General features: G+C 64.8%; 22 protein-coding genes and 2 tRNA genes. 6 read left to right on the top strand and 18 right to left on the bottom strand.

Annotation, left to right across the window (positions count from 1 at the left end):
* Positions 1–427: 427 nt before the first annotated feature.
* The 3 genes from FEJ81_RS08905 to FEJ81_RS08895 form a co-directional block, all read right to left on the bottom strand.
* Positions 428–512, bottom strand: a tRNA-Ser gene (locus tag FEJ81_RS08905).
* Positions 513–631: 119 nt separating this feature from the next.
* Entirely contained in the window at positions 632–3,322 is a 2,691-nt protein-coding gene (ppc, locus tag FEJ81_RS08900) for a phosphoenolpyruvate carboxylase (RefSeq protein ID WP_138244956.1), read from the bottom strand.
* A 409-nt stretch (positions 3,323–3,731) separates the two neighbouring features.
* Positions 3,732–4,661 carry an NAD-dependent epimerase/dehydratase family protein gene (locus tag FEJ81_RS08895; RefSeq protein WP_138244955.1) on the bottom strand — a complete coding sequence of 310 codons (930 nt, stop codon included), beginning with the start codon at positions 4,659–4,661 and terminating at the stop codon, positions 3,732–3,734.
* Between the two features lie 143 nt (positions 4,662–4,804).
* On the opposite strand from FEJ81_RS08895, the gene FEJ81_RS08890 reads away from it, so the two are divergent.
* Positions 4,805–5,257 (top strand): MaoC family dehydratase, encoded by a 453-nt coding sequence (locus FEJ81_RS08890; RefSeq protein WP_138244954.1) that lies wholly within the window; start codon positions 4,805–4,807, stop codon positions 5,255–5,257.
* Positions 5,258–5,336: 79 nt separating this feature from the next.
* On the opposite strand, the gene FEJ81_RS08885 is transcribed toward FEJ81_RS08890, so the two are convergent.
* Both FEJ81_RS08885 and FEJ81_RS08880 read right to left on the bottom strand, forming a co-directional pair.
* Positions 5,337–5,621, bottom strand: a complete 285-nt coding sequence (locus tag FEJ81_RS08885; protein ID WP_138244953.1) for a sulfurtransferase TusA family protein — start codon at positions 5,619–5,621, stop codon at positions 5,337–5,339.
* Entirely contained in the window at positions 5,614–6,594 is a 981-nt protein-coding gene (locus FEJ81_RS08880; protein ID WP_138244952.1) for a hypothetical protein, read from the bottom strand. Before FEJ81_RS08880 ends, FEJ81_RS08885 begins: the two co-directional genes overlap by 8 nt.
* A gap of 162 nt (positions 6,595–6,756) precedes the next feature.
* Between FEJ81_RS08880 and FEJ81_RS08875 the strand changes: the two genes are divergently transcribed.
* Positions 6,757–7,656: a hypothetical protein gene (locus FEJ81_RS08875; RefSeq protein ID WP_138244951.1), complete on the top strand. Its 900-nt coding sequence runs from the start codon at positions 6,757–6,759 to the stop codon at positions 7,654–7,656.
* Between the two features lie 49 nt (positions 7,657–7,705).
* Here FEJ81_RS08875 and FEJ81_RS08870 read toward each other — a convergent pair whose 3' ends face one another.
* Positions 7,706–8,338: a hypothetical protein gene (locus FEJ81_RS08870; RefSeq protein WP_138244950.1), complete on the bottom strand. Its 633-nt coding sequence runs from the start codon at positions 8,336–8,338 to the stop codon at positions 7,706–7,708.
* Positions 8,335–8,976, bottom strand: a complete 642-nt coding sequence (locus FEJ81_RS08865; protein WP_138244949.1) for a hypothetical protein — start codon at positions 8,974–8,976, stop codon at positions 8,335–8,337. Before FEJ81_RS08865 ends, FEJ81_RS08870 begins: the two co-directional genes overlap by 4 nt.
* 75 nt (positions 8,977–9,051) lie before the next feature.
* On the opposite strand from FEJ81_RS08865, the gene FEJ81_RS08860 reads away from it, so the two are divergent.
* Together FEJ81_RS08860 and FEJ81_RS08855 are read left to right on the top strand one after the other, a co-directional pair.
* Positions 9,052–9,654 carry a metal-dependent hydrolase gene (locus FEJ81_RS08860; RefSeq protein ID WP_138244948.1) on the top strand — a complete coding sequence of 201 codons (603 nt, stop codon included), beginning with the start codon at positions 9,052–9,054 and terminating at the stop codon, positions 9,652–9,654.
* 225 nt (positions 9,655–9,879) lie between these two features.
* Complete coding sequence (locus FEJ81_RS08855) at positions 9,880–10,326, top strand: hypothetical protein (RefSeq protein ID WP_138244947.1); 447 nt, start codon at positions 9,880–9,882, stop codon at positions 10,324–10,326.
* Between the two features lie 353 nt (positions 10,327–10,679).
* On the opposite strand, the gene FEJ81_RS08850 is transcribed toward FEJ81_RS08855, so the two are convergent.
* Both FEJ81_RS08850 and FEJ81_RS08845 read right to left on the bottom strand, forming a co-directional pair.
* Positions 10,680–10,754 (bottom strand) — tRNA-Glu (locus tag FEJ81_RS08850).
* Positions 10,755–10,871: 117 nt separating this feature from the next.
* Positions 10,872–12,131 carry a helix-turn-helix transcriptional regulator gene (locus FEJ81_RS08845; protein ID WP_138244946.1) on the bottom strand — a complete coding sequence of 420 codons (1,260 nt, stop codon included), beginning with the start codon at positions 12,129–12,131 and terminating at the stop codon, positions 10,872–10,874.
* A 190-nt stretch (positions 12,132–12,321) separates the two neighbouring features.
* Between FEJ81_RS08845 and FEJ81_RS08840 the strand changes: the two genes are divergently transcribed.
* The gene (locus FEJ81_RS08840; RefSeq protein WP_138244945.1) at positions 12,322–12,900 is read left to right on the top strand and encodes an MBL fold metallo-hydrolase; all 579 of its coding nucleotides are present in this window, start codon (positions 12,322–12,324) and stop codon (positions 12,898–12,900) included.
* Between the two features lie 78 nt (positions 12,901–12,978).
* On the opposite strand, the gene FEJ81_RS08835 is transcribed toward FEJ81_RS08840, so the two are convergent.
* From FEJ81_RS08835 to FEJ81_RS08825, 3 genes are read right to left on the bottom strand one after another with little or no spacing between them, the layout of a single operon-like run.
* Complete coding sequence (locus tag FEJ81_RS08835; RefSeq protein ID WP_138244944.1) at positions 12,979–13,809, bottom strand: ATPase; 831 nt, start codon at positions 13,807–13,809, stop codon at positions 12,979–12,981.
* On the bottom strand, positions 13,806–14,072 hold the full coding sequence (locus FEJ81_RS08830) for a DUF5827 family protein (RefSeq protein WP_138244943.1): 267 nt from the start codon (positions 14,070–14,072) through the stop codon (positions 13,806–13,808). The genes FEJ81_RS08835 and FEJ81_RS08830 overlap by 4 nt, the downstream gene beginning before the upstream one ends.
* Positions 14,073–14,132: 60 nt before the next feature.
* Complete coding sequence (locus FEJ81_RS08825; RefSeq protein ID WP_138244942.1) at positions 14,133–15,272, bottom strand: RNA ligase; 1,140 nt, start codon at positions 15,270–15,272, stop codon at positions 14,133–14,135.
* A 125-nt stretch (positions 15,273–15,397) separates the two neighbouring features.
* Between FEJ81_RS08825 and FEJ81_RS08820 the strand changes: the two genes are divergently transcribed.
* A complete protein-coding gene (locus tag FEJ81_RS08820) occupies positions 15,398–16,087 on the top strand; it encodes an RNA ligase partner protein (RefSeq protein ID WP_138244941.1) in 690 nt (229 codons plus the stop codon).
* A 36-nt stretch (positions 16,088–16,123) separates the two neighbouring features.
* Here the strand turns inward: FEJ81_RS08820 and FEJ81_RS08815 are convergent, their stop codons facing one another.
* The 6 genes from FEJ81_RS08815 to FEJ81_RS08790 all read right to left on the bottom strand — a co-directional run bounded on the left by FEJ81_RS08815 (position 16,124) and on the right by FEJ81_RS08790 (position 21,903).
* A complete protein-coding gene (locus FEJ81_RS08815; RefSeq protein ID WP_138244940.1) occupies positions 16,124–19,153 on the bottom strand; it encodes an FAD-binding and (Fe-S)-binding domain-containing protein in 3,030 nt (1,009 codons plus the stop codon).
* A 222-nt stretch (positions 19,154–19,375) separates the two neighbouring features.
* On the bottom strand, positions 19,376–19,978 hold the full coding sequence (gene sod / locus FEJ81_RS08810; protein WP_138244939.1) for a superoxide dismutase: 603 nt from the start codon (positions 19,976–19,978) through the stop codon (positions 19,376–19,378).
* Positions 19,979–20,185: 207 nt separating this feature from the next.
* Positions 20,186–20,587 (bottom strand): DUF7344 domain-containing protein, encoded by a 402-nt coding sequence (locus FEJ81_RS08805; protein ID WP_138244938.1) that lies wholly within the window; start codon positions 20,585–20,587, stop codon positions 20,186–20,188.
* A gap of 271 nt (positions 20,588–20,858) precedes the next feature.
* A complete protein-coding gene (gene ndk, locus FEJ81_RS08800) occupies positions 20,859–21,323 on the bottom strand; it encodes a nucleoside-diphosphate kinase (RefSeq protein WP_138244937.1) in 465 nt (154 codons plus the stop codon).
* Positions 21,320–21,679, bottom strand: coding sequence for a 50S ribosomal protein L24e (locus FEJ81_RS08795; protein WP_138244936.1), 360 nt, complete (start codon positions 21,677–21,679; stop codon positions 21,320–21,322). The genes ndk and FEJ81_RS08795 overlap by 4 nt, the downstream gene beginning before the upstream one ends.
* The gene (locus tag FEJ81_RS08790; RefSeq protein WP_006064297.1) at positions 21,679–21,903 is read right to left on the bottom strand and encodes a 30S ribosomal protein S28e; all 225 of its coding nucleotides are present in this window, start codon (positions 21,901–21,903) and stop codon (positions 21,679–21,681) included. The genes FEJ81_RS08795 and FEJ81_RS08790 overlap by 1 nt, the downstream gene beginning before the upstream one ends.
* Between the last annotated feature and the right edge of the window lie 11 nt (positions 21,904–21,914).

The raw sequence follows: 21,914 nt of genomic DNA, 5'->3' as shown, positions 1-21,914 counted from the left end.
CCGGCGGGTTTCAGAACGGAGGGTCGTGAGACGGGCCTCGAGCGGTCGGGATACTCGAGAATCGTCCAAAACTCGGAGTGGATCCCGTTGTTCGCTGTTTACCGCCACTGTAACAGCGCCGAGAGGGAGATTTGAACTACGCCGAGACGTGCTCGCTCGCGGCTTCGCCGCTCGCAATCGCGGTCGCATAGCGACCGCGCTCTCGCTGCGCTCGTCTTCTCTCGTTCAAATTCCCGCATCGTTTTCCAGCAACGAGGATTGATTCGCGCCGCTGTGCGGCGCTCATCGGTTTGTTGCTGGAAAAGCGCCGAGAGGGAGATTTGAACCACGGTCGTTTCGCTTCGCTCCACTCCCTGATTCAAACTCCCTGCCGTTTTCCGACGAACGGACGACTCGCTGCGCTCGTCGGTTTTGTTCGTCGGAAAAGCGCCGAGAGGGAGATTTGAACTCCCGAGTCCGTGAGGACAGTAGATTTCGAATCTACCGCCTTGGCCGGGCTAGGCTATCTCGGCTCACTCATACCTACCCGAGTGACGTTTTTACCCGTTTCGATTTTCTCGCTCCCTGTGATAGGTTCGCTCACGCCGATCGGGGTTGTGGCCCGCTCAGCCTCGAGCGAACCCGCGCTCGCTTACCCCGTGTTCTTCATGCCGGCCGCGATTCCCTTGACCGTCAGTCGGAGCGTCCGCTCCTCGATATCCGTTCGGTGGTTTCGGTTGAGCAAGTGGACTTGGAGGACGTTCAGCGGGTCGACGTACGGGTTCCGGCGCTCCAAGTTCTCGCCGAGCCAGTCGCGGGTGTGCAGGCGGTCGCGCTGCCCGATCTCGGTGATCAGGTCGGCGGCTCGCTCGTACTCGTCGGAGACGCGGGGGAAGAACCGCTCGCGAAGTTCCGGATCGGCCATCTCGGCGTACCGCTCGGCGATCTCGAGTTCGGTCCGTGACAGCGAGAGCGCGGCGTTGTCGAGGGTCGTCCGGAAGAACGGCCACTCGTCGTACATCTCTTGGAGCGTCTCCATCGATCCGCCGTCCTCGAGATACGCTTCCATGCCGGTCGCGATGGCGTACCAGCCCGGGAGGATACACCGCGATTGGGTCCACGAGAACACCCACGGGATCGCCCGCAGGTCCTCGACGGTCCGCTCACCGCTCCGGGAGGCCGGACGCGACCCCAGATCGAGGTCCTCGATGACCGTGATCGGCGTCGCCTGCTCGAAGTACTGGACGAATCCCTCGCTCTCGAGGAGGTCCCGATATTCCTGCCGAGCGGTATCGGCCATGGTCTCCATGGCGTCGACCCACTCCTCGTGAACCTCCTCTTCGGGTTGGTCGATCGCTTGCTTTCGCGCCCGAAGCTGGGCGTTGAGCATCTGTTCGATGTTGCGCTCGGCGATGCGGGGGTTGGCGTACTTCTCGGCGATGGCTTCGCCCTGTTCGGTGAACTTGACCTGTCCGGTCACCGTCGAGTTTGGAAGCGCGAGCAGGGCCTCGTTCATCGGCCCGCCGCCGCGTGAAATCGAGCCGCCGCGGCCGTGGAACAGCCGCATCGTCACGTCGTGGTCGTCACAGATTTCGCCGAGTCGGCGCTGGTTCTTGTACAGCGACCAGTTCGCCGCCAGAAACCCGTTCTCCTTGTTCGAGTCCGAGTACCCCAGCATGATCTCCTGGGTCTGTCCGCGGGCCTCGAGCACCTGCGCGTAGGCCTCGTTCTCGAACAGGGTACCCATGATCCGGCGAGCACCGGAGAGGGCGTACTCGGTCTCGAGCAGCGGAACGATATCGATCCCTGCGTGCTCGGGCAGGGACACCACTCCGGCCTGATCGGCCAAGAAGAGCACCTCGAGGACGTGGCTGGGTTCCTCGGTCATCGAGATGCAGTAGGTGTCGATGGCGTGGCTGCCGTACTCGGTCTGCCAGTCGGCGAGACTGTCGAACAGTCGGAGGACCCGCTCCGAATCGTCCGAGAGGTTCTCGGTGTCGCTCAGATTGATGACGGATTCCTCCTGCAGGACGGCATCGGTCAGGAACTCGACGCGTTCGTCCTCCGAGAGTCCGTGGTAGTCGATCCCTTCAGCCTCGAGGGCTTCCGCAATGGCGTCGGTGTGTTTCGCCTGATGCTCTCGCAGGTCGAGACTCGCGAGCGAGAAGCCAAACGTGGCGACCTGCCGGCGGATCGGGTCGACGTGGGCGTCGACGACGCTCTCGGCTCCGTTGTTCCGCAGGCTCGTCGCGATCACTTCGAGGTCCTCGAGGAGATCGTCGACATCGTCGTAGCCGCCCGGGCGGACGTCGCCGACCCGGCGGAGGCGCTCGCGCATGAGCTTGAGTTTCTGCCGGTAGGGCTCGCCCGGATACCGCTCTTCGGCCGTCCGAGCGCTGCCGGGCAGTCGCTCCCGGTCCGCCTCGAGGGAAGCCTGGAAGGCGGAGCCGGCGTCGATGCGGCTGCCGTCTTGGCTCAGCACTCCCGAGAGACGCTTGAGTTGGGTTCGGTACTGCTCGACGATGACCGACCGCTGGCGCTCGAGTGTATTGGCGGTCACGTCGGGAGTCACGTAGGGATTCCCGTCGCGGTCGCTGCCCGCCCACGACCGGAATTCGAAGAGTTTCGGAATCTCGAGGTTGCCCGGGAGTTCCTCGTCGATGGCGTCGTCGAGTTCGTCGTAGACTTCGCCGACGACATCGAACAGCGTGTTCTCGAGATACCACTGGACGTTGCGCGCTTCGTCTTCGGGTTCAGGTTGGCGGTTGCGAACCTGTGGCGTCTGCCAGAGGCTGGTCACCTCGGCGTCGATGTCCCGCCACACCTGACTTTCTTCCTTATCGGTCAGCAGCCGCTCGTCTAACGTTTCGATGTACGTCGAAATCTCCCGGAGCTTGGATTTGACCGTCTTCCGGCGGGCTTCCGTCGGATGCGCCGTGAAGGTCGGCTCGATCAGCACGTCGTCGAGTACCTGCTGGACGGTTTCGATATCGGCCTCGCCGAGTTCCTCGGCTGCGGTCTCGAGGCTGTCGTCGAGGGTCCCCTCCTGAGACTCAGTCCGGATCGTCCGAACCCGCTCGCGCTCTTCGGCGAGGTTGATCAACTCGAAGTAGGTCGTGAACGCACGGGCGACGATCCGCTGTTGGTGTGGCGAGAGGTTTTCGAGTTCCGTGACCAGTGGATCTCGCGACTCGAGTTCGCCTGAACGGTACTCGATGGCGGCCTGTCGACACGACTCGACGGTATCGAACGCCCTGCGAGACGTTTGGTCCTCGAGAACGTCCCCGAGCAACGCGCCGAGTTCGCGGACGTCCTGTCGGACATCCCTGTTGTGAAGTCGCATATCATGGAGATATAGATGCCATGGTAAAAATCCCTCGCAGGAGCACTGATTCGCCCGTTCATCGGATCCCGTGATGACTATTAGCAGGGTTCGACAGCCGACGAACGGCCAATGTCGGCTCGATAATCAGTGCGGCGAATCGGTACGGGAACCACTAGCTCGAAACCAGATATTTACTACGAATGTAAATTATATCCCTCGTTGAACGAGCGATGGCTCGAGAGAATTCACGACTGCAGACCCTCATTCTATGCAATTAATAATCATCTACACATCGAGGACCGAGCCGGATTCAGTTTATATCATGCTGTATTTTCTCGTACGGAAATCAGCCGCCACTCGCGTTCGAACTGAACGGTCTCGAGACGAGTCTCGAGCGCCACCACGGACGCCGACAGTCCAAGGGTCGTTATTCGTCGGTGTACTGCGCACAGACGCGGCGAATCCCCTCCTCGAAATCGATCCGGGGCTCCCAGCCGACTTCCTCGCGAATCTTCGAGGCGTCGGCACAGGTATCGTGGACGTAGACCGAATCCGGGATCGGGTTCTCGACGTACTCCGGTTCCACCTCGGTCCCCAGTTCGTCGTTGAGCATCTCGACGACCGTGTTGAAATCGTAGGCGTCGCCGGTCCCGAGATTGTAGATGCCGTCGAGTTCCGCCGCACCGGCGGACTCGAGGCCGCGGACGATATCGGAGACGTGGGTGAAGTCCCGCGTCTGGGTGCCGTCGCCGTAGAGCACGGGCGACTCGCCGTTGGCGATGTCGTCGGCGAACTGCGCGATCACGTTGGCGTACTCGCCTTTGTGCTCCTCGGCCCCGCCGTAGCCCTGATAGACCGAGAAAAATCGCATTCCGGCCATCGACATGTCGTAGTGGTTCGAGAAGTACTCCCCGTAGCGCTCACGCGCCAGTTTCGAGGCTTCGTAGCCCGTGTTGACGCTGACGTCCATCTCCTCGGGCGACGGCTCGGTGCGGCTGCCGTAGATCGACGACGTCGAGGCGTAGACGACCGTCTCACAACCCTCCTCCCGGGCCTGCTCGACCACGTTGACGAACCCCTCGACGTTCACTCTGGCACCCGTCGTCGGATCCTCCTCGTGCATCGCGTACGAGGACAGCGCCGCCAAGTGAAACACCACGTCGACGTCCGTCGGCAGGTCGTCGTCCAGAACGCTCGCGTCGACGAACTCGACCTCGTCGGACAGGTTCGCCGGCGTGCCCAGATAACAGTCGTCGACGACGGTCACGTCGTTCGTCTCGGCGAGGTGATTCGCCAGATTCGAGCCGATAAACCCTGCGCCGCCGGTGACGAGAACGGTCTGCTCCTCGAGAGTCATACGGAAATCCCCTACCCGGCAACGAATAGATGTTGTGAAACCTCGACTAGAACTGATGACGCGGCACCGAAGCCGACCCGCGGACTGCTCCCATTCTGCCTCGGCCCACAGGCTCTTGCCGATACGTACCACACCACACGGTTATGCGGTACTACGAGGATATCGAGGTCGGCAAAACCTACGAATTCGGCGAATATCACGTCACGAAAGAGGAGATCCTCGAGTTTGCAGAACAGTACGATCCCCAGCCGTTTCACACCGACGAGGCAGCCGCCGAGGACTCGGCGTTCGGCGAACTGGTCGCCTCGGGCTGGCACACCGCCGCGATGTGTATGCGGATGCTCGTCGACGGCCCGATGCAAGACCGGGCCGGCATGGGTGCCCGCGGCGTCGACGAACTCCGGTGGAACCGGCCCGTCAGGCCCGGCGACACGCTCTCGATCCGCACCGAGGTCGTCGACAAGCGCGTCTCCGAGAGCGACCCCGAACGCGGCTACGTCGATAGCCGCCTCGAGGGAGTCACACAGGACGGGGATGTCGTCATCTCGTGGATCGGACTCGGCATGATCGCACGCCGAAATCCGGGAGACGACTGAGTTGCCGACGACAGCGCCGGCCGAAACGGGGCGAGTATGATGGCCCCGCAGCCGGAACCGGTGCCCGAGCAACTGCCGCTCAGGAGCGGTGTATCTCGAGGTACGTCGTGTACTCTTTTCGGAGCAGTTTGCGCCGATTCGTTTCGATCGCCAGCAGTTCGTGGTCGGTCTGTGCCGCCAGCTGCGAGTACTCCCGTTTCGCCCGTCGATCCGTACTCCGAACGCGAAGTATCGACCCGTTCTCGAGGTCCTCGAGCGCGCGCTGGACGCGAGCGATGCCGCTCGCACAGCCCCGTCCCCGGTTGTCGACCGTCAGGTCGGGATCGACATCGGGGGCCGTTTCGGGAATCTCGACCTCAGTCATCGCCCTCTCCTCCGCCGGCATTCCCCGCTCGTCCGGCAGCCGTTCCCTCGAGGTCGCAGACGCCCTCGACGGGCGAGCAGGCCCGCCACATCGGACAGAGTTTGAAGATGACGGCCAACAGCCCGATGCTGCCGATTTTGGCGATGACGGCCCATCCGATCGCCGTCCCCGCGTAGCTCTCGAGGCGGACGCCGAAGACAGCGACGGCCTGATACGCTCCGGTCAGGAATATGAGCGGGATGATGAACCGAACCGTCCAGCGGAAGCGCTCGAGTTGGTCGCCCGCCGCTCGAACGACGGCCGTCGTCGGTCGCTTCTGTCCTGTCGGGACGGCGATGAAGATGTTCCAGACGGCCCCGCCGATCCACGCGGCGAACGCGAACAGGTGTATCGTCCGGACGCCCGCCGCGACCGGGTCGAACCCGCGCAGACTCACCTCCGCGATCCCCGTTCCCGCGACGACCGCCAGCGAGAGGGTCAGCGCGAGGAGACCGGCTGGACTCCGGAACTGAGTCTCGGCGGTTCCCGAGCGCCGTGTCGTCACGGCGATCGTTCCGAGCCACGCTGCGAGCAGCACACCCAACCCGACCGTGAGCCCCCCGGCTCCGAGCGCCGAGCCGTACGCCGCGAGGACGATCGGCCCGGTCACCGCAAGGAGAGCGACGGCCCCGGTCGCGATTCGATCGAATCGCGCGTACATCTCGGCACAGTAGTCCCCGGCGTTCGCTCCGAGATCCCGCGGCCGCACGAAGCAGTGTTTCCAGACGAGGCCGCCGGTGAGCACGCCCGTCGCGACGAGGTACGACCACTTGGCGAGCGTGACAGCCACCGACTGGCCGCCGAACCGGCCGGTCACCCACGTCCCGAGCAGCGACCCGGTCAGAATGACGGCGAGTGCGACCGTCGGCAGGAGGTATCTATCGAAGAGATCGGTCGAGACGGTCGTCCGAACGCCCGCCGGTGAATCAGACATGGCTGGTCACTCGCTCGAGGATTGTCGCTCACCGACGCTAAGTTCGATCGCGGACATATTCGCCTCGCGGTGCAGCCGGCGGACGAGCACTCGCCGCCCAGTCCCCGAACATCTCCGGAAACAGCGTTTCGGTCGGCCGAACCCGAGTTGTGGCGAGTGTCGATGGACCGACCAGCACCCGATGCCGATCGAACGACGGACAGCCGCTGGGAGCGGTCGTCCGGCGCGGACCGCGCGGAACCGATCGTCGAGCGCCGTCCGTACGTCGAACTCGCGCTCGAGCACCCGGACCTCGAGCCGACCGCGTACGGCGACTCGTTCTTTCCGGACGCGATCCCGTACGCGCTCGAGGGCACCCATCGTGTCTTTTACTGGCGGCCGACCCTCGAGTCCGGATCGGGCGAGCCGGGCGAGTGGAGCGGCGTCTGTGCGACGACGGAGTCGCTTTCGCCGGTTACGGACCGTGGGCCGACCGACTTCGATCTCGTGTCGCGACGTGACGAGACGACGGCAGTGACCGTCGACGGGACGATCGCCGGCGATTCGACGCGGACGCTCGTGGAGTCCTACGCCGTCCCCGACGTTCGAATCCGGGCGCTGTCCGAGTCGCGCCTCGAGGTGCTGGTCGACGGCACCGCGGTCGTCGTTCCGGCGGGGACGCGACGGCGCGTCTCGCTCGCCGAGCGGACGGTGATCCGAGTCGACGGGGAGGAAAGCCCGACGGAGACGACGCCCGAACTCCGCGTTCGATTCCCCGGTCAACGCGAGCTACACCATCCGGTGATCGGGGCGAACTACCGGTTGTTCCCGTCGTTCGGGCTCGACCTCGAGGCCGTTCCGTCCCCGCTCGCCGTCCCGACGGCCAATGGCGAACTCGATCACGAAGCCCTCGCGGCGTCGCTGGGCGTCGACCTCTCCGCTCGCCCCTATCCCGAACGCGTGCTCTGGCAGGCGTTTGCCTACACCGCGTTCGATCCGCACGCGGATTCGGTCCCGGAACTGTGGCAGTTTCCGACGGGCCATCTCGCGCTCTCGGACGACCAGATCGGCGGTGATGACTGATCGACAGCTATCCGTCAGCGGTCGGGTTCGGGCAGGAGAAACCGTTTCGTCAGGACTGCACCGTGAGCAGCCGCTCCCGGACCGTCTCGGCGACATCGGTCAGGTAGACCTGTCCGAACAGCCCCACGAGGAGCGCGCCCAGCGAGTTGAACATCAGATCGCGGACCGTGTCGTCGAGCCCGTGCTGGGCCAGCGGCATTGTCAGGCCCGTCTCAGCGGCGAGGATGTCGAGCCCGAACTCGAACAGCTCCCAGATGACGCCGAAGGCCATCACGACGGCGAAGATGTAGACGAACGCGATCCGACTCGGGATGTGGATGTCGTCGACGTGGAGGTCGACCGCTCGAGCGGCCGTGTAGCCGACGCCGGCGATGAGCGACGCCGACAGCGCGTGCGTGAGGTGATCCCACCAGCCGATCTGTCCGTACAGCCCCGCCGACCCGAGCGTGTGGAGGAACACGGCGGACGTGATCCAGAGGGCGAGCCACGGATCCAACGGCAGGTCGTAGTTGCGTTCCAACAGCGCCGGCAGGACCGTGATCAGGAGCGCGACGCTGCCGTTGACGATCGCCTTCGGTTGGCCGTCGAGGAGTCCGTAGCCGACGAGCGCGACCAAGACGAGTTGCATCGCCCGCGTGAGCCGTCGCTGGTTTCGAACCGAGGGCCGCGGCAGCCGCGTCATCGGCGCACCGCTCGCCTGAGCGCGCGCCGGAGCTGTCGGTCGCGGCGTCTGAAGTAGGCGTCGAACAACACGCCGGCCGCCAGCCCGGCGACGGTCACGGAGAGCCACTCAGCCATCAACACCTCGTTCGTCGAGAGATACGACGTGCCGAACGCCCGATCCAGGTTCCATCGGACCATGGTCCAGGCCGCGACCGACGCCAGCGTCGTCAACACGACGAACGCGATGGCGAACCAGTGGGTCACTTGCAGCGACGTGAACATGTGGAGCTCAACTGTGATGAGCAGCGCCAGCCCGGCGACCGCGAGGTAAGCGGCGAACGTCCCGACGCTGCCGCCGAACAGTCCCCGAACGAGGATGGGCAACGTCGCGATGACGAGCAACTCCCACGGCAACATGACGCGCCACTCGCCGTAGGCGACGGGCGGAATCAGAACGACCGTGCCGACCCCGGCGACGAAGACGAGCCACTGGCGGTCGAAATCGAGCGCGCTCTCGACGAACACCGTCGCGAGGACGCCGACCACCAGCCACGCGAGGAGGGCGTTCGTTCGACCGCTCCGAAACAGTCGTTCGAACACGTCCGCCGCCGCGTCCGCGCGGGGTTCCGGCGACACATCGCTATCGTTCCTCGGCATTTTCGGGTTCGACACACCATCGAGTCATAAATCCGCCGGTGGGCTTATCTCGCCGACTCCCCTTCGAGGTGATATATGATGCTCCCGACACACGCGCTGCTGGGGCTGGCCATCGCAGCGCCGTTCGTCGTCTTCGCCCCGGAACTCGCACCGGCGGCGCTCATCGGGGGGTTCCTCGGCGGCGTCCTCCCGGATCTCGATCTCTACGCGGGACATCGGCGAACGCTCCACTATCCGACGCTGTACGTGGTCGCTTCCGTCCCGATCGCGATCGCGGCAGCGCTCATTGCAGCTCCGTGGCTCGTCACCGCCGCGTTCCTGCTCGTCGGGGCCGCCCTCCACTGTCGGATGGACCGCTACGGCGGCGGCCTCGAACTCCGGCCGTGGGAGGGGACCTCCGACCGAGCGGTCTACGACCACGTGCGACGCCGCTGGCGAGCCCCGAAGCGCTGGGTTCGGTACGACGGCGCGCCGGAGGACCTACTGCTCGCGGCGCTCGCCGGCGTCCCGCTGTGGATACTTCTCGACGGGCCGTTCCGATGGCTCGTCGGTGCCGCCCTGCTGGTCGGCGGGCTGTACGTCCTCTTTCGCCGGCGGCTCGCGAACGCCGCGCCGGTCGTCTTCGACGCCGTCCCCGAGCCCGTCGACGACTACGTCCCGAACCGGTACAAGCAATAGAGAGTACTGATACGATCACCAGACGCCTACCACGGCCGTAACGCCATCGCCGGGACGGGCTCCGACGGCGGCTTACTCGAGTTCTTGACCCTGACGCGGGACGTACATGTCACGTCGATCTCAGAACGGATCGCTCGCCGACTCTTGCCGCTGATCATACCACGGTCACAGTGAAAACGACCAGTGACTTTACCCTACAAGACGGTGGCCCACACTCGAACGACGATGAGTGAAGGTTCAATCAGCCTTCCCGGCCGGAGCCAAAATACCGCTCTGACGGTAGTGATCCTCATCGGCGGATACGTGCTCCCGTTCATCGCGGACCACCTGAGCGGTCCCCGCGGGGTCGGTGAAACGCTGCTGTTCTTGCTCGGACACACGTACTTCCACTTCTATCTGCTCTGTGTGGCCGTGACGGCAGTCGTATTGGGAATGGCGTGGTACTATCTCGAGGCGCGACCGCTGGCCTGCAACTACGCGCTCAGTGGGATCGGATACGGACTCGTTACTGGGATCGTCTTCTCCGCGTTCTACGTGGTGTTTGGCACACAGATCTACTCGTTCGTAATGAACGAAATCTACGTGGCGATACTGCTGGGGATTGGGTTCGTCATCGGATCGGTCACGGTCACAGGGGTGTTACGTCGCTACACGATCGGGTATCGGTCCTGAGGTCGAACTGGCAGTTGAGATACCGACGGCCTCTGAAAAGTGATTGGTGGCGAACGGATACGATCGGTGCTGTTGCCGGCGCACCGGTGCCCAGTTCGGTGCGGATGCGCTTCTCAGCGTCGAATTTGCCGATACGCCGGGGTTGCGTGAGTTCCATCAGCGCGTAGCGGGTGTCGGGGGACACCATCGCTCAGGCGGTCTTGGTCGGGATGGTGCCATGTGAGGTCGTCTCGATTCGTCGGGTTGACGAGGTGTCGTTCATCGATGCCGACGATGGCGTGCCCACCGAGGTTTTTGGATACGGCTTGCTCTTATAGCACGGAAGTCGTCTGAACCCTTCGAAAACAGCAGTATGCTCCGACTGGGATTCGAACCCAGGTCATTGCCGTGAGAGGGCAATATGATTGGCCGGACTACACCATCGGAGCGGGCTTCGTCTCCATCCAATCGTAGCGCAGTACGATGTTTAAGGATTCCGTTTCGTCTCGAGAGTGGCGGACAGTCCCACGCAAGAACCGATCAACGACGGGATACCGGTGCGGCGATCACTCGTCGAACGGCGACTTCGTCGCTTCGGGTTCGAAGCCCTCGAGGCTGATGATGTTTTCGCGGCCGACGCGGAGTTTGCTGATGGTGCCGTCGTCTTCCATGTCCGAAAGCAGCATGCTGACCTTGGATTTCGACCAGCCGGTTTCGTCGACGATGTTGACCTGTTTCATTCGGCCGCCGTTCTCGCGGATGAGTTTGACGACGCGGTCCTCATCGGTCATGAGCGCATCGTCGGTGAGGGGTGCCGCGTCATCCGAGTCGGGGGTCGCGTCGGCGTCCGGTGTGGACGCGCCGGCGTGAGTTGCGGCGGGCGGTCGCGTCGACTCGGACGAGCGTTCGGCCGCGCCGGCGCCACCGGCCGGATCGTCGGCACCGGGACCGTATCGTCGATACCAGACCACGGCTGCGATCCCGATCCCGGTCACGAGGAGCCCGGCGACGAGATACCAGACGATGTCGGCACCGGTCATCGCCGTAATCGGGTCGCCGCTCCCGCTGCCGGCCGCGGCACTGTCGGGCCGCTCGAGAACCGCACGCGGGCGGCCGTCGACGAACTGCTGTTGACCGTTCCACTGGACCGAGTTCGCCGACTCGAGCGAGTTGCCTGCGTACTCCCCGTTCGGTTCGATAGAGCGGAAGGTGAGGTCGCCGCCGGCCTCGTAGGCGATCGCCTGCCCGGGCGGCAGGTAGAGGTCCTGGAAGACGTCACCCGCGACGACGGTCCCGTCGTTGACGGCCGCGAACCCGTTCCAGGTAAACGACATCTCGATGACCCCTCGCTTGCTCGGCCACTCCTCGATTCGGGCGGACCGCCGGAAGTCCGTCGCCTCCATCTCCCGGCCGGTCTCCGCCGAACCGGCCTCGGTCAGTAACCGCGATCGGTTGATGAACTGATCGTAGAGGCCGGTTTCGTTCGCTTCGAACCGCTCGATGAAGGTCTCGAAGTTCGCTTCGGCCTCCGTCTCGTTCTCTTCGTTCGCGAAGTGGCGTTCGTACCGGAACGTCCACGTCGCGCTCCCGTTCTCGTAAATCGTGATATCGAACGTCCGATTGTCGAAGTTCTGGGCTTCCTGTGAGACGAACGGACTTGAGTCAGCAGCGTCGGCCGTCGTCTCGACCTGTCTCTCCGCGAGAGCGGGCTCCGTCGCCGACGGGTCGGTCGGTCCGGCCGTTGCCGAGGCGACCGATCCGCTGATACCGGCAACGGACGCGAGGATGACGAGAACGACGAGTCCGACGGAGACCGGCCGATTCATTCGTCTACCACTACGTGCCGGAGCTAAAAATGCTTGTGAATACGTGAGTCGATCGAAATAGACGCCGCTCTGCGCTATTTCCTACGTTGCAGGTCGTCAGGGTGGTGTTTTCCGTTCAAACACGTTTGCCGTCCGCCGTCGACCGACCTGTGTCGATACCCACAAATCGGTCGACCGCGTATCGGTCGCCATGATCACTAATCTCGCGGGGAACGTGCAAGCGTTTACCAGCAACGTCTTTCTGGTGACCGGCGACCGGCCCGTACTCGTCGATACCGGGGCGAACTTCGACGTCGTCGACGCCGTCCGTTCCGAGGTCGACGACCTCGAGGCGGTGATCCTCACGCACACGCATCGTGACCACGTCGGCAATCTCGAGGCGGTCAAAGACGCCTTCGGTGTCGACGCGTGGGGGTACGACGCCTCGATCGAGGGCGTCGATCACGCCATCGCCGACGAGGAGACAGTCCGGTTGGGCGACCACGAGTATGTCGCGCTTCACACGCCCGGCCACAAGGACGACCACCTCTGTTTCTACTCCGAGGCGGCGGGGGTCCTGTTCGCGGGCGATCTGATCTTCCAGAACGGGAGCTTCGGCCGCACCGATCTCGAGGAGGGCGATCGAGCGACCCTGATCGAGAGCATCGATCGGGTACTCGAGCGGATCGATCCAGAACTCGCGGCAATGCACACCGGCCACGGGTCGAGCGTGACGAGGGAGCCCTACGATCACGTCGAACTCTCGGCACAGATGGCGCGCCAGTCCTGAGTCCTGACCGCACCGGGAACCGCTCCACAATCCGGCATTTCTCTCCGCTCGCGAGCGGAGACTCCGGATCCGGTCCGGTTAGCGCCGTGCGGCGGCGTCGAGGACCGCGTCGTAGGCGTCGGCGTACGCGTCCGCGATCCGCACGGGGTCGGTCCGGGCGTCCTCGCCGAGGGCCGGAAGCGACACCCGCTCGAGCGGATCGAGGTAGTCGAGGGCGTCGCCGACGCGCTTCTCGACGGCCCCGTCTCTGGGGCTCGAACTCGCGATCTCGCAGGCGCGACAGTAGCGGTCGCCGGCGTAGGTCCGCACGCGGCCGGGTTCGACGGCCGCGACCGCGGCGACCGAGGACGGATCGAGCGCCTCGAGCGGCCGCGCGATGTCGCTGTAGGACTCGACGACGGCGACGTCTTCCGACTCGATGTCGGCGGCCAGTCGCTCGAAGGCGGGGACGTACCGCTGCCGAGCGAGGTCGTTGAACTCGTCGACGGTCTCGACGGGAATCGCGTCCTCGAGCGGGAGCGCCTCGGCGACCGCGTCCGGTATCTCGGCGGTCGCGTTGCGGACGAACAGCGGGTCGTCGCCGTCGCGACCGACGCGGTCGACGAGGAACTCCCTGTCGGCGCGTCCGAGCAGCCCGCTGTCGCCGCCGGGGGCGGGCCGCCACAGCCGGTGGACGGGATTGAGTCGCTCGGGCGGGCGGTCGCGGCCGTCCGCCGCCGAGAGCCGGGCCGCGTCCTTGCCGTACAGTCGACCGTCGGCGAGCGCTCGCCGGCAGTCGTCGTGATCGAACCAGAAGTCGTTGCCGGCGCGGGGTTTGTAGCCGACGCCCCCGGTTCGCTCGAGCAGGCCGGCCGAAAACGTGGTCTTGCCGGCGTCGACGCGGTCGGCACCGACCACGAGGAGGATCATTCTTTCAGGCCGTAGTAGCCGGGTTCATCCTCGTCTCGTGGCTCGGCGACCACGAGGTCGTCCGCGTTGGTCATGACCCACGGGATCGCCCAGTCGAGCAGGATGTCCTCGGTCTCGGGGTCGAGTTCGGCGTCGGGCTCGACGCCCTGCAGCATGCGGGCGATCTCGTAGACAGTGTACATCTGGTCGTCCTCGAACAGTTCCGCCGGCGTATAGAAGTCACACGGCGGCAGCTCCTCGAACTCCGATTTCGAGACGGGCATACCCCTCCGTACCGCGGGCCGACGCCTAAATGATTCGTTCGCGCTCGAGATCGCGCACCATTACTCGTCCCGCGTGCCGCCGTCCAGATAGTACCGGATCCGATCCCGGCTCGACTCTGCGACTTTCACGAACTCGATGACCCGCTCGCCGTCCTCGAGCCGATCCGACTCGAGGTCGATGGTGAGCGACTGCTCGCGGAGGTGCTCGAGGAGCGCGTCGATCGCGTCGGGATCGCCCCTGACCGTGTGCCGTTCGCCGATCGTCTTGCCGTCTGCCACGTCCCGAATGGTCGAGACCATCGGCTCGAGGATCGACTCGCCGAGATCGTGTGCTCGCTCCCGGAGGCGATCGTCGTCCTCGTCGAACTCGGCCGCCTGAAACGCGTCTCGAACGATTCGGGAGAAGACGAAGTCGCGGCCGTGCTCGAACGGCAGCGAGAACGCGTAGGCGAGTTCCTCGCGGTGCTGGGACGCCGTCGTGTACTTGACCATCGACTCGCCGTCGCCGGATTTCATCACGACGCCCTCCCGACCCGCTGTCTCGAGATCGTCGATCGCATCGCCGACCGTTTCGACCGCGGCCGACGGCTCCGCCCGTCCGAACTGGCGCGGTTGGCTGAACCCGTACTCCGCACAGAGCGACCGCCGATCGGCCACGGCGAGGGGGTCGCCGGACTCGCGGACGCGGACGTCGAACACCCGGAACTCGTGGGAGCCGACGCCCTCGTAGTCGTGGGTCGTGTAGGGCGTCTCGGGCCCGATCAGTTCGGTACAGAGGGTCTTTTCCGGGTGATCCGCGAAGAACTCCTCGAGCGGGAGCAGATCGCGCGCCCGCGAGGTCGTGTACGGACAGACGTAGCCGCTTCTGGTGAACGCGAGGGGGTCGCTCCCCTCGCCGTCGGGAACCGCGATCCGGACGTTGAACCCGTCCAGTTTCTCCTCGATCGCGACTGTCTCGTTCTCTTCGAAGAACGAGGGGATACCGGGATCGAGCACGAGGATCCGCGGCACGCTCGGATAGCCTCGGACGACGCTGTCGGTGTCCGCGACGATGACGGTCCCGCGCTCGACGCCGTGGCGGGCGGCGGTGAGGATGTAGTGCGTCCGGCCGGCTACCGACCGCTGCTCGAAGTGCTCGAAGAGATCGGCCGGGTCCTCCGCGGTCGCCTCGAGCCGGTCGAGGTAGTCCTCGCGGTCCATACGTCGTTCGACCACGTTCCCGCTCAAAAACACCGGGCCGGTCCCGATCGTCAGTCGGATCGATCGCGGCCGCCCCGGAGTTCGGCGGGATGAGGCCTATGTGCGTTCCCGCCGAAGGCACGACTATGCCCGGGGAACTGCCGCGCCAACAGTTCGTCCTCGACACGTCGCTGTTCATCACCGAGGAGATCCGGCGGGACGACGAGTCCCTCGAGGCGGCCGTCGTCCGCCTGCTCGATCTGGTCGCGACCGCTCGGCTCGAGCTCAACATCTCCTGTTACGTGCCGCCCTCGATCCACGACGAACTCGCGACGATGTTGCGCGAACGGGATGTCGACGAGGCGGTGTTCTCGCGGCTCGATACGTGGGTCGTCCGCAAGAGTCCCGACCGGTACGGCGTCACGATTCCGGCGAACATCGTCTACAACTTCATCGACGAGATGAGCGATCGAGTCGATCGCGGGCTGCGCGTCTCCGAACAGGCGATCCGCGAGGTCGAACAGCTCGATCCCGAAGCCCTCGCGGCCGAACCGAACACCGACGACGGGCGCGAGGAGTACATGACCGACGCCGATCGGATCCTCTCGAACATGCGGGACAAGTACCGCCGGGCGCTCCGGCAGGGCGTCCTCGATTCCCGGGAGGACTTCGACCTGCTCGTTCTCGCGCGGGAACTCGACGCCGGCGTGGTCACCGAAGACCGGGGCATCATCTCGTGGGCCGACGAGTTCGGGCTGCGGTACGTCCGCGGCGGGCAGTTCCCGACGCTGCTCGAGGAGTACCTCCGAGCGGCCGGCGTCGAAGACGAGACGTAAGGGGCCTGCAGACCGAACTCGATGGCACACCGGCCGCTACGATTCGAGTCCCCGCGCGAGTAATTCGACGGGATGGGCGGGCCGGTCGTAGCCCTCGAAGTCGCCCACCTGCGTTCGACAGGAGGTGCCCGGCGCGACGACGATCGACTCGCCGTCACCGTCCGCCCGTCCGACCCCCCTGGCCTCGAGTTCCTCTCGGAGCAGCGAGCCGATCGCTTTCGAGAGCTCGTAGTGTTCGGCCTCGTAGCCGAAACTACCCGCCATGCCACAGCAGCCCGAGTCGACGGGGTCGACGGCGTAGCCGGCCCGCCGGAGCACGCCGACGGCGTGATGGTCCGCGCCGCGGGCTTTCTGGTGGCAGTGGCCGTGGAAGATCAATCGCGCGTCCGCATTCTCGGACTGGGCGAACGGCAGGTCCTCGTCCAGCCGCCGCTGGTCGACGTACTCGCAGACGCCGAAGGCGTTCGCCGCGAGGAGTTCGACCCGCTCGTCCGCGAGCAGGCTCCGGTACTCGTCGACGACCATCGCCGCGTCGGAGGGCTCGACGAACAGGACCGCCCAGCCGCGCTCAAGGTACGGCTCGAGGTCCGCGAGCAGTTCCCGGCCCTGCTCCGCCGCTACGTCGAGCATGCCGGTCGAGTAGGCCGCCCGACCGGTCGGACCCAGATCGGGAATCGCGACGCGGATGTTCGCGGCCTCGAGGACCTCGACGGCGGCCTTCCCGAGTTCAGGGGTCGAGTAGTTCGTCTCCGTGTCGGGAAAGAGGACGACGCCGGCCGTCGCGTCTTCGGCGGCGACCTGTGGCCCACCTCGCTGCCGGAACCAATCGACTAGCGACTCCCGCCGGAAGGTCGGCAGCGTGCGATCGGCAGCGATTCCGACGGTCTTCTCGAGTGCCGTTCGCGCACCCGGAAGCGCCGTCGCGCGGTTGGCAATCGGCGCGAACGCGCTCCCGACCGCGGCGAGCCGGTCGACGTTCGCGAACAACCGTTCCCGCAGGCTCGTCCCCTCGCGGTCGTGGTACTGGTGTTTCACTTCGGCCTTGAGCTTCGCGAGGTCGACTCCGGTCGGACAGTCTCTCTGACAGCCCTTGCAGCCGATACAGAGGTCGAGCACCTCGTCCTGAAACCGCTCGCCGTAGAGTTCCTCGGGGTCGATCTCGCCGCTGATCGCCGCCCGGAGCAGGTTGGCTCGCCCCCGCGTGGTCGCGATCTCCTCCTCGGTCGCCCGGTAGGTGGGACACATCACGTCGCCGTCGGTCTGCCGGCAGGTGCCACAGCCGTTACAGAGTTCCACGAGGTCGGCAAACCCGCCCTCGTCGTCGAAATCCAGCGTCGTCCGGGGCTCGAGCGCGGCGTAGTCCGGGCCGTAGCGGAGGTGTTCGCGGATGTCGGTCGGGTCCTCGTCCCGGTAGACTACCTTCCCGGGGTTCAGCCGCCAGTCCGGATCGAACGCCGATTTGAGATCCTGAAACGCCTCCCAGAGATCCGGCCCGTACAGCTTGGGGTTGAACTCCGTCCGCGCGAGGCCGTCGCCGTGCTCGCCCGAAAAGGAGCCGTTGTGTTCGCGGACGAGATCCGTGACGTCGTCGGCGATCGCGCGCATTTTCTCGACGTCGTTCTCCGCCTTGAGATTCAGGACCGGTCGAATGTGGAGCGTGCCGACCCCCGCGTGGGCGAAGTAGGCCGCCGTGGTGTCGTGGTCCTCGAGAATTCCCCGGAATCCCGCGACGTACTCCGCCAGCTCGTCGGGCGGGACGGACGCGTCCTCCACGAAGGGGTAGGGCTTCGGATCGCCCTCCATGCTCATCAGCAGCGGGATGGCGGCTTTCCGGAGCTTCCAGAGTTTGTCCTGTTTCGCCGGCGAGAACGCCTCGATCGAGCCGAACGCCGCCCCGCCGTCGACGAGATCGGTCGTCGCGGCCGCGATCGCGTCCGGCAGGTCGTCGACGACTTCCGAATCGAACTCGAGCATCAGCGCCGCCTCGGTTCCCTCGGGAATCGGCTCCGCGTACTCGGCGTACTCCGCCGACTCCGCGGCTAACCGGAATACCTCGTCGTCCATGAGTTCGACCGCGCTGGCCTCGAGCGCGAGGGCGTCGGGGACCGCGGCCAGCGCCTCGAGCAAGTCGTCGTAACAGTAGACGCCCAGTGCGGTCTCGTCGGGTCGGGTCACGAGCGAGAGCGTGGCTTCGACGACGACGCCGAGGGTCCCTTCGGCACCGACGAGCAGTTTCGAGAGGTTGAGTACCCGGTTCCCTTCGGGGCCCTCCCGGATCACTTTCTGTAGGTTGTAGCCGCTGACGCTCCGCTTGAGATCCGGATACCGCTCCTCGATCTCCGCCGCGTTGTCCTCGACGAGTGCGCGTACTGTCCGGTAGATTTCGGCCTCGCGGTCGTCCTTCGAGACGATCCGGTCCCATTCGGGGCTATCGAGGACGACGTCTCGAGTGCGGATCAGCGACCCGTCGGCGAGGACGACCTCGCACTCCTCGACGTAGGCGTCGGTGATCCCGTACCGTACCGAGTGTGCGCCCGTCGAATTGTTCCCGATCCCGCCGCCGATCGTCGCCCGGTTCGACGAGGCCGGATCGGGGGCGAACCGGAGGCCGTGGGGCTCGAGTGCGGCGTCGAGGTCGTCCTGGACGACCCCCGGCTGAACGACGGCGGTCCGTTTCTCGGGATCGATAGCCCGAATCTCGTCCATATGTCGTGACAGATCGAGGACGACACAGCCCGGCCCGACCGTCTGTCCGGCGAGCGAGGAGCCAGCCCCCCGCGGCAGAACCGGCGCGCCGTGGTCGGCCGCGACGCGCATCGCCGCACGGATGTCGTCGGTATCCCGCGGGAAGACGACGCCCGCCGGTTGCGCGCCGTAGATGCTTCCGTCGGTCGCGTAGAGGACGCGCGTGTACTCGTCGAACCGCACGTCGCCGTCGCAGGCGGCCCGAAGGCCGGCCGCGAGCGCCCCGCCGTCACCGTCTGATCCCGTCTCGAGCGGTGTGCCCCGTCGCTCTCCGTTTCGATCCTCGACCGTCGCGTCGACGCTGCTATCCTCGGCGGCCATATGCGATGATTCATCGTGATACACGCAGTTAAACCGTGGTACTCGGTCACAGTCCGTGTAGTGTTGGGAACACACAGCCGAGCGATTGAGGAGACGAGGGAAACGGTCGACGAACGTCTTGGCTGAGAGGGTGAGTGTGAGACTGACCGCTATCGGCGGTATCCATCACTGGACTCCAAAAAAGTCGAGATAGACAACTCGTCGCGTCTACTGCCGGTTAGATCACTCGAAGTGATCGAGACACGTCTGGTACTCCTCTTCGGCCTTCTCCCAGTTGACGACATCGAAGAAGGCGTCGATGAAGTCCCCGCGGTCCGGACCGTAGTCGTAGTAGTAGGAGTGCTCCCAGACGTCCAGCGCGAGCACGGGATGTGCGCCCCAGAGCGCGCCCTGGTCGTGCTTGTCAACCGCGATGTTGCGAAGCTGCTTCGCGACCGGGTCGTAGACCAGCAGCGCCCAGCCACCGGCGGCACCGGCTGCCTTCTGGAACTCGCCCTTCCAGCCCTCGTAGGACCCGAAGTCCTCCTCGATGCGATCCGCGAGATCGCCTTCGGGTTCGCCGCCGCCGTTCGGCGACATGTTCTCCCAGAACAGCGTGTGGAGATAGTGACCACAGCCGTTGTGGGTAACGTCCTTGAGGGCACCGGGCGTCGAGCTATAGTCGCCGTCCTCACGGTTCTCGGCGAGGGTCTCCTCGGCTGCATTGAGGCCGTTGACGTAGCCCTGATGGTGCGTATCGTGATGCCAGGTCAGTACCTGTTCGGACAGAGCCGGTTCGAGCGCGTCGTAATCGTACGGCAGTGGTGGAAGTTCGTGATCAGCCATAGTATGCACCTCACGTCCTGTATCGGTATCTCGCCTGTTAAGTTTTGAGGAGTGAGACGATATCACACCTCACAAAGTCACGGCCGCTCCGTCGTGCGATTTACCGACACGTCACTGGTTCCACCACGGACTAGGTCTTAAAGCTTTCAGCGGCTCCCGGTCGGTATCCCCACTGTCGTATCGATCACCACTAGCCGCCTCGTCGGACTACTTGATTTCCTTGTGGTGTGCGTGTTCGAGCCACTCCTCGAGCGACGGTTGACTCCAGTATCGAACCGTCTCGCTCCGCTGATCGTGTTCGAGGATCCCCGCGTCCTCGAGTTTCGGAAGGTGAATGTGCTGGAGTTCCGTCCGGACGCCCGTTTGACCGGCGGCCGAGTCGGCCACGGTAATCGGTTCCGCTGTATCCCCCTCGTCGCCGTCTATCGTCCGTTCGAGAGCGATAACGTTCTCGGCGAGGTTTTCGACCGTCGCGACACCGGCCGGCCGGTCGTTCAGGTAGTAGAGCGCGTACCGCCGCCGACTGTTCGAGAGCAGTTCGAAAACGAGATCGAGCGACGGCGTCGCATCCCCCGTCACTGCCGTCGCCTCGCCCTCCCGTTCACGCATTCACGAACCACCTACCGTATGTTACCATTCGAAACCACCAAGGGAGCCTACTACAGCCCTCACATTAGACCTTACGTCTCCCTAGAAATATACGTGTGTTAAATCCGATATTATTCTCGGCATGTGAATAGTGACGCGTCGATAGCTCGACGAACAGCAATTTCCGGACCGGTCGCTGTGGCTGTGAGATTGAATCGGCGGCACTCCGAACACTCGTGACCGCTACCGATCGTTCGGTTACAATAAAACGGCTTTCAGGCCGTCGAGAAGCTTACTCGTAGAGCCACTCGGCGTCGTGCTGATCGTAGTCGATCAGTTCGTCGTCGTCGAAGTGGATCCCGATTTCGCGTTCGTTTGCGCCCTCGTCCTCGTGGTCCGCCGCGTGGACGACGTTCCGACCGAGATCGAGCGCGTAGTCGCCCCGGATCGTGCCGGGTTCGGCCTCGAGCGGGTCGGTCTCGCCGATCATCTGGCGGACCTGTCGGGTCGCGTCCTGGCCCTCCCAGACCATCGGGACGACCGGTCCCGAGGTGATGAAGTCGACGAGGTCGTCGTAGAACGGCTTGTCCTCGTGTTCACCGTAGTGTTCTTCCGCTCGCTCGCGGGGCATGTTCTCGACTTTGATACCGACGAGCTTGAGCCCGCGGTCCTCGAGTCGAGAGACGACTTCGCCCACGAGTCCGCGCGCGAAGGCGTCGGGCTTGACCATCACGAAGGTTCGCTCGTGATCGCTCATGCTTCCTCGGCTTCGGTTTCCTCGGTCTCGTCGACGGTTTCGTCCCCGGCGGGCACGTCTTCCTCGTCGTCGTCGACCGCTTCGGCCTCCGTTTCCAGGTCCTCGTCTTCGCCGGCCTCGACCTGCTCGGTCTGGTCGGCCTCCTCGTCAGCAGGCGTGTCGGCCTGTGTGGGACCCTTGCCGCGACGACCTTCCTCGGTCCACTCGAGGTCGCGCGGTTCGCGCCCGAGCTTGTAGTTTTTCTCCGCCTTGGAGTCGACGAAGTGGAGCACGCTGCCGTCGTTCTTGACGTACATGATGCCCGTGCCGGGTTCAATCTCTTCGCCCGTGTAGTCGCAGGTTCGTTTCTCGACCATTATTGTCCTCCGATGGAGTCGGCCTCGCGGGCGGTCTCGCGAAGTTGGAGTACGTCCCCTTCGCGGACCGGTCCGAGGCAGTTCCGGGTGATGATGCGTCCCTGATTCTCGCCCTCCTTGATTCGGCATTTGACCTGCATGGCTTCGCCGTGCATGCCGGTCTTGCCGACGATCTCGATGACCTCGGCGGGCGTGGAGCCGCTTTCTTCCTCTTCAGCACTCATCTCTGATCACC

It is taken from the genome of Natrinema versiforme (assembly GCF_005576615.1).
GTDB classification, from domain to species: Archaea; Halobacteriota; Halobacteria; order Halobacteriales; family Natrialbaceae; genus Natrinema; species Natrinema versiforme_A.
Note: the sequence above shows the minus strand (reverse complement) of the source record. Positions and strands in the feature narration are given on the sequence as shown.

Coding starts and splice junctions, on each gene's coding strand:
- ppc (WP_138244956.1), bottom strand. CDS start 3,322: ATGCGACTTCACAACAGGGATGTCCGACAGGACGTCCGCGAACTCGGC.
- FEJ81_RS08895 (WP_138244955.1), bottom strand. CDS start 4,661: ATGACTCTCGAGGAGCAGACCGTTCTCGTCACCGGCGGCGCAGGGTTT.
- FEJ81_RS08890 (WP_138244954.1), top strand. CDS start 4,805: ATGCGGTACTACGAGGATATCGAGGTCGGCAAAACCTACGAATTCGGC.
- FEJ81_RS08885 (WP_138244953.1), bottom strand. CDS start 5,621: ATGACTGAGGTCGAGATTCCCGAAACGGCCCCCGATGTCGATCCCGAC.
- FEJ81_RS08880 (WP_138244952.1), bottom strand. CDS start 6,594: ATGTCTGATTCACCGGCGGGCGTTCGGACGACCGTCTCGACCGATCTC.
- FEJ81_RS08875 (WP_138244951.1), top strand. CDS start 6,757: ATGGACCGACCAGCACCCGATGCCGATCGAACGACGGACAGCCGCTGG.
- FEJ81_RS08870 (WP_138244950.1), bottom strand. CDS start 8,338: ATGACGCGGCTGCCGCGGCCCTCGGTTCGAAACCAGCGACGGCTCACG.
- FEJ81_RS08865 (WP_138244949.1), bottom strand. CDS start 8,976: ATGCCGAGGAACGATAGCGATGTGTCGCCGGAACCCCGCGCGGACGCG.
- FEJ81_RS08860 (WP_138244948.1), top strand. CDS start 9,052: ATGATGCTCCCGACACACGCGCTGCTGGGGCTGGCCATCGCAGCGCCG.
- FEJ81_RS08855 (WP_138244947.1), top strand. CDS start 9,880: ATGAGTGAAGGTTCAATCAGCCTTCCCGGCCGGAGCCAAAATACCGCT.
- FEJ81_RS08845 (WP_138244946.1), bottom strand. CDS start 12,131: ATGAATCGGCCGGTCTCCGTCGGACTCGTCGTTCTCGTCATCCTCGCG.
- FEJ81_RS08840 (WP_138244945.1), top strand. CDS start 12,322: ATGATCACTAATCTCGCGGGGAACGTGCAAGCGTTTACCAGCAACGTC.
- FEJ81_RS08835 (WP_138244944.1), bottom strand. CDS start 13,809: ATGATCCTCCTCGTGGTCGGTGCCGACCGCGTCGACGCCGGCAAGACC.
- FEJ81_RS08830 (WP_138244943.1), bottom strand. CDS start 14,072: ATGCCCGTCTCGAAATCGGAGTTCGAGGAGCTGCCGCCGTGTGACTTC.
- FEJ81_RS08825 (WP_138244942.1), bottom strand. CDS start 15,272: ATGGACCGCGAGGACTACCTCGACCGGCTCGAGGCGACCGCGGAGGAC.
- FEJ81_RS08820 (WP_138244941.1), top strand. CDS start 15,398: ATGCCCGGGGAACTGCCGCGCCAACAGTTCGTCCTCGACACGTCGCTG.
- FEJ81_RS08815 (WP_138244940.1), bottom strand. CDS start 19,153: ATGGCCGCCGAGGATAGCAGCGTCGACGCGACGGTCGAGGATCGAAAC.
- sod (WP_138244939.1), bottom strand. CDS start 19,978: ATGGCTGATCACGAACTTCCACCACTGCCGTACGATTACGACGCGCTC.
- FEJ81_RS08805 (WP_138244938.1), bottom strand. CDS start 20,587: ATGCGTGAACGGGAGGGCGAGGCGACGGCAGTGACGGGGGATGCGACG.
- ndk (WP_138244937.1), bottom strand. CDS start 21,323: ATGAGCGATCACGAGCGAACCTTCGTGATGGTCAAGCCCGACGCCTTC.
- FEJ81_RS08795 (WP_138244936.1), bottom strand. CDS start 21,679: ATGGTCGAGAAACGAACCTGCGACTACACGGGCGAAGAGATTGAACCC.
- FEJ81_RS08790 (WP_006064297.1), bottom strand. CDS start 21,903: ATGAGTGCTGAAGAGGAAGAAAGCGGCTCCACGCCCGCCGAGGTCATC.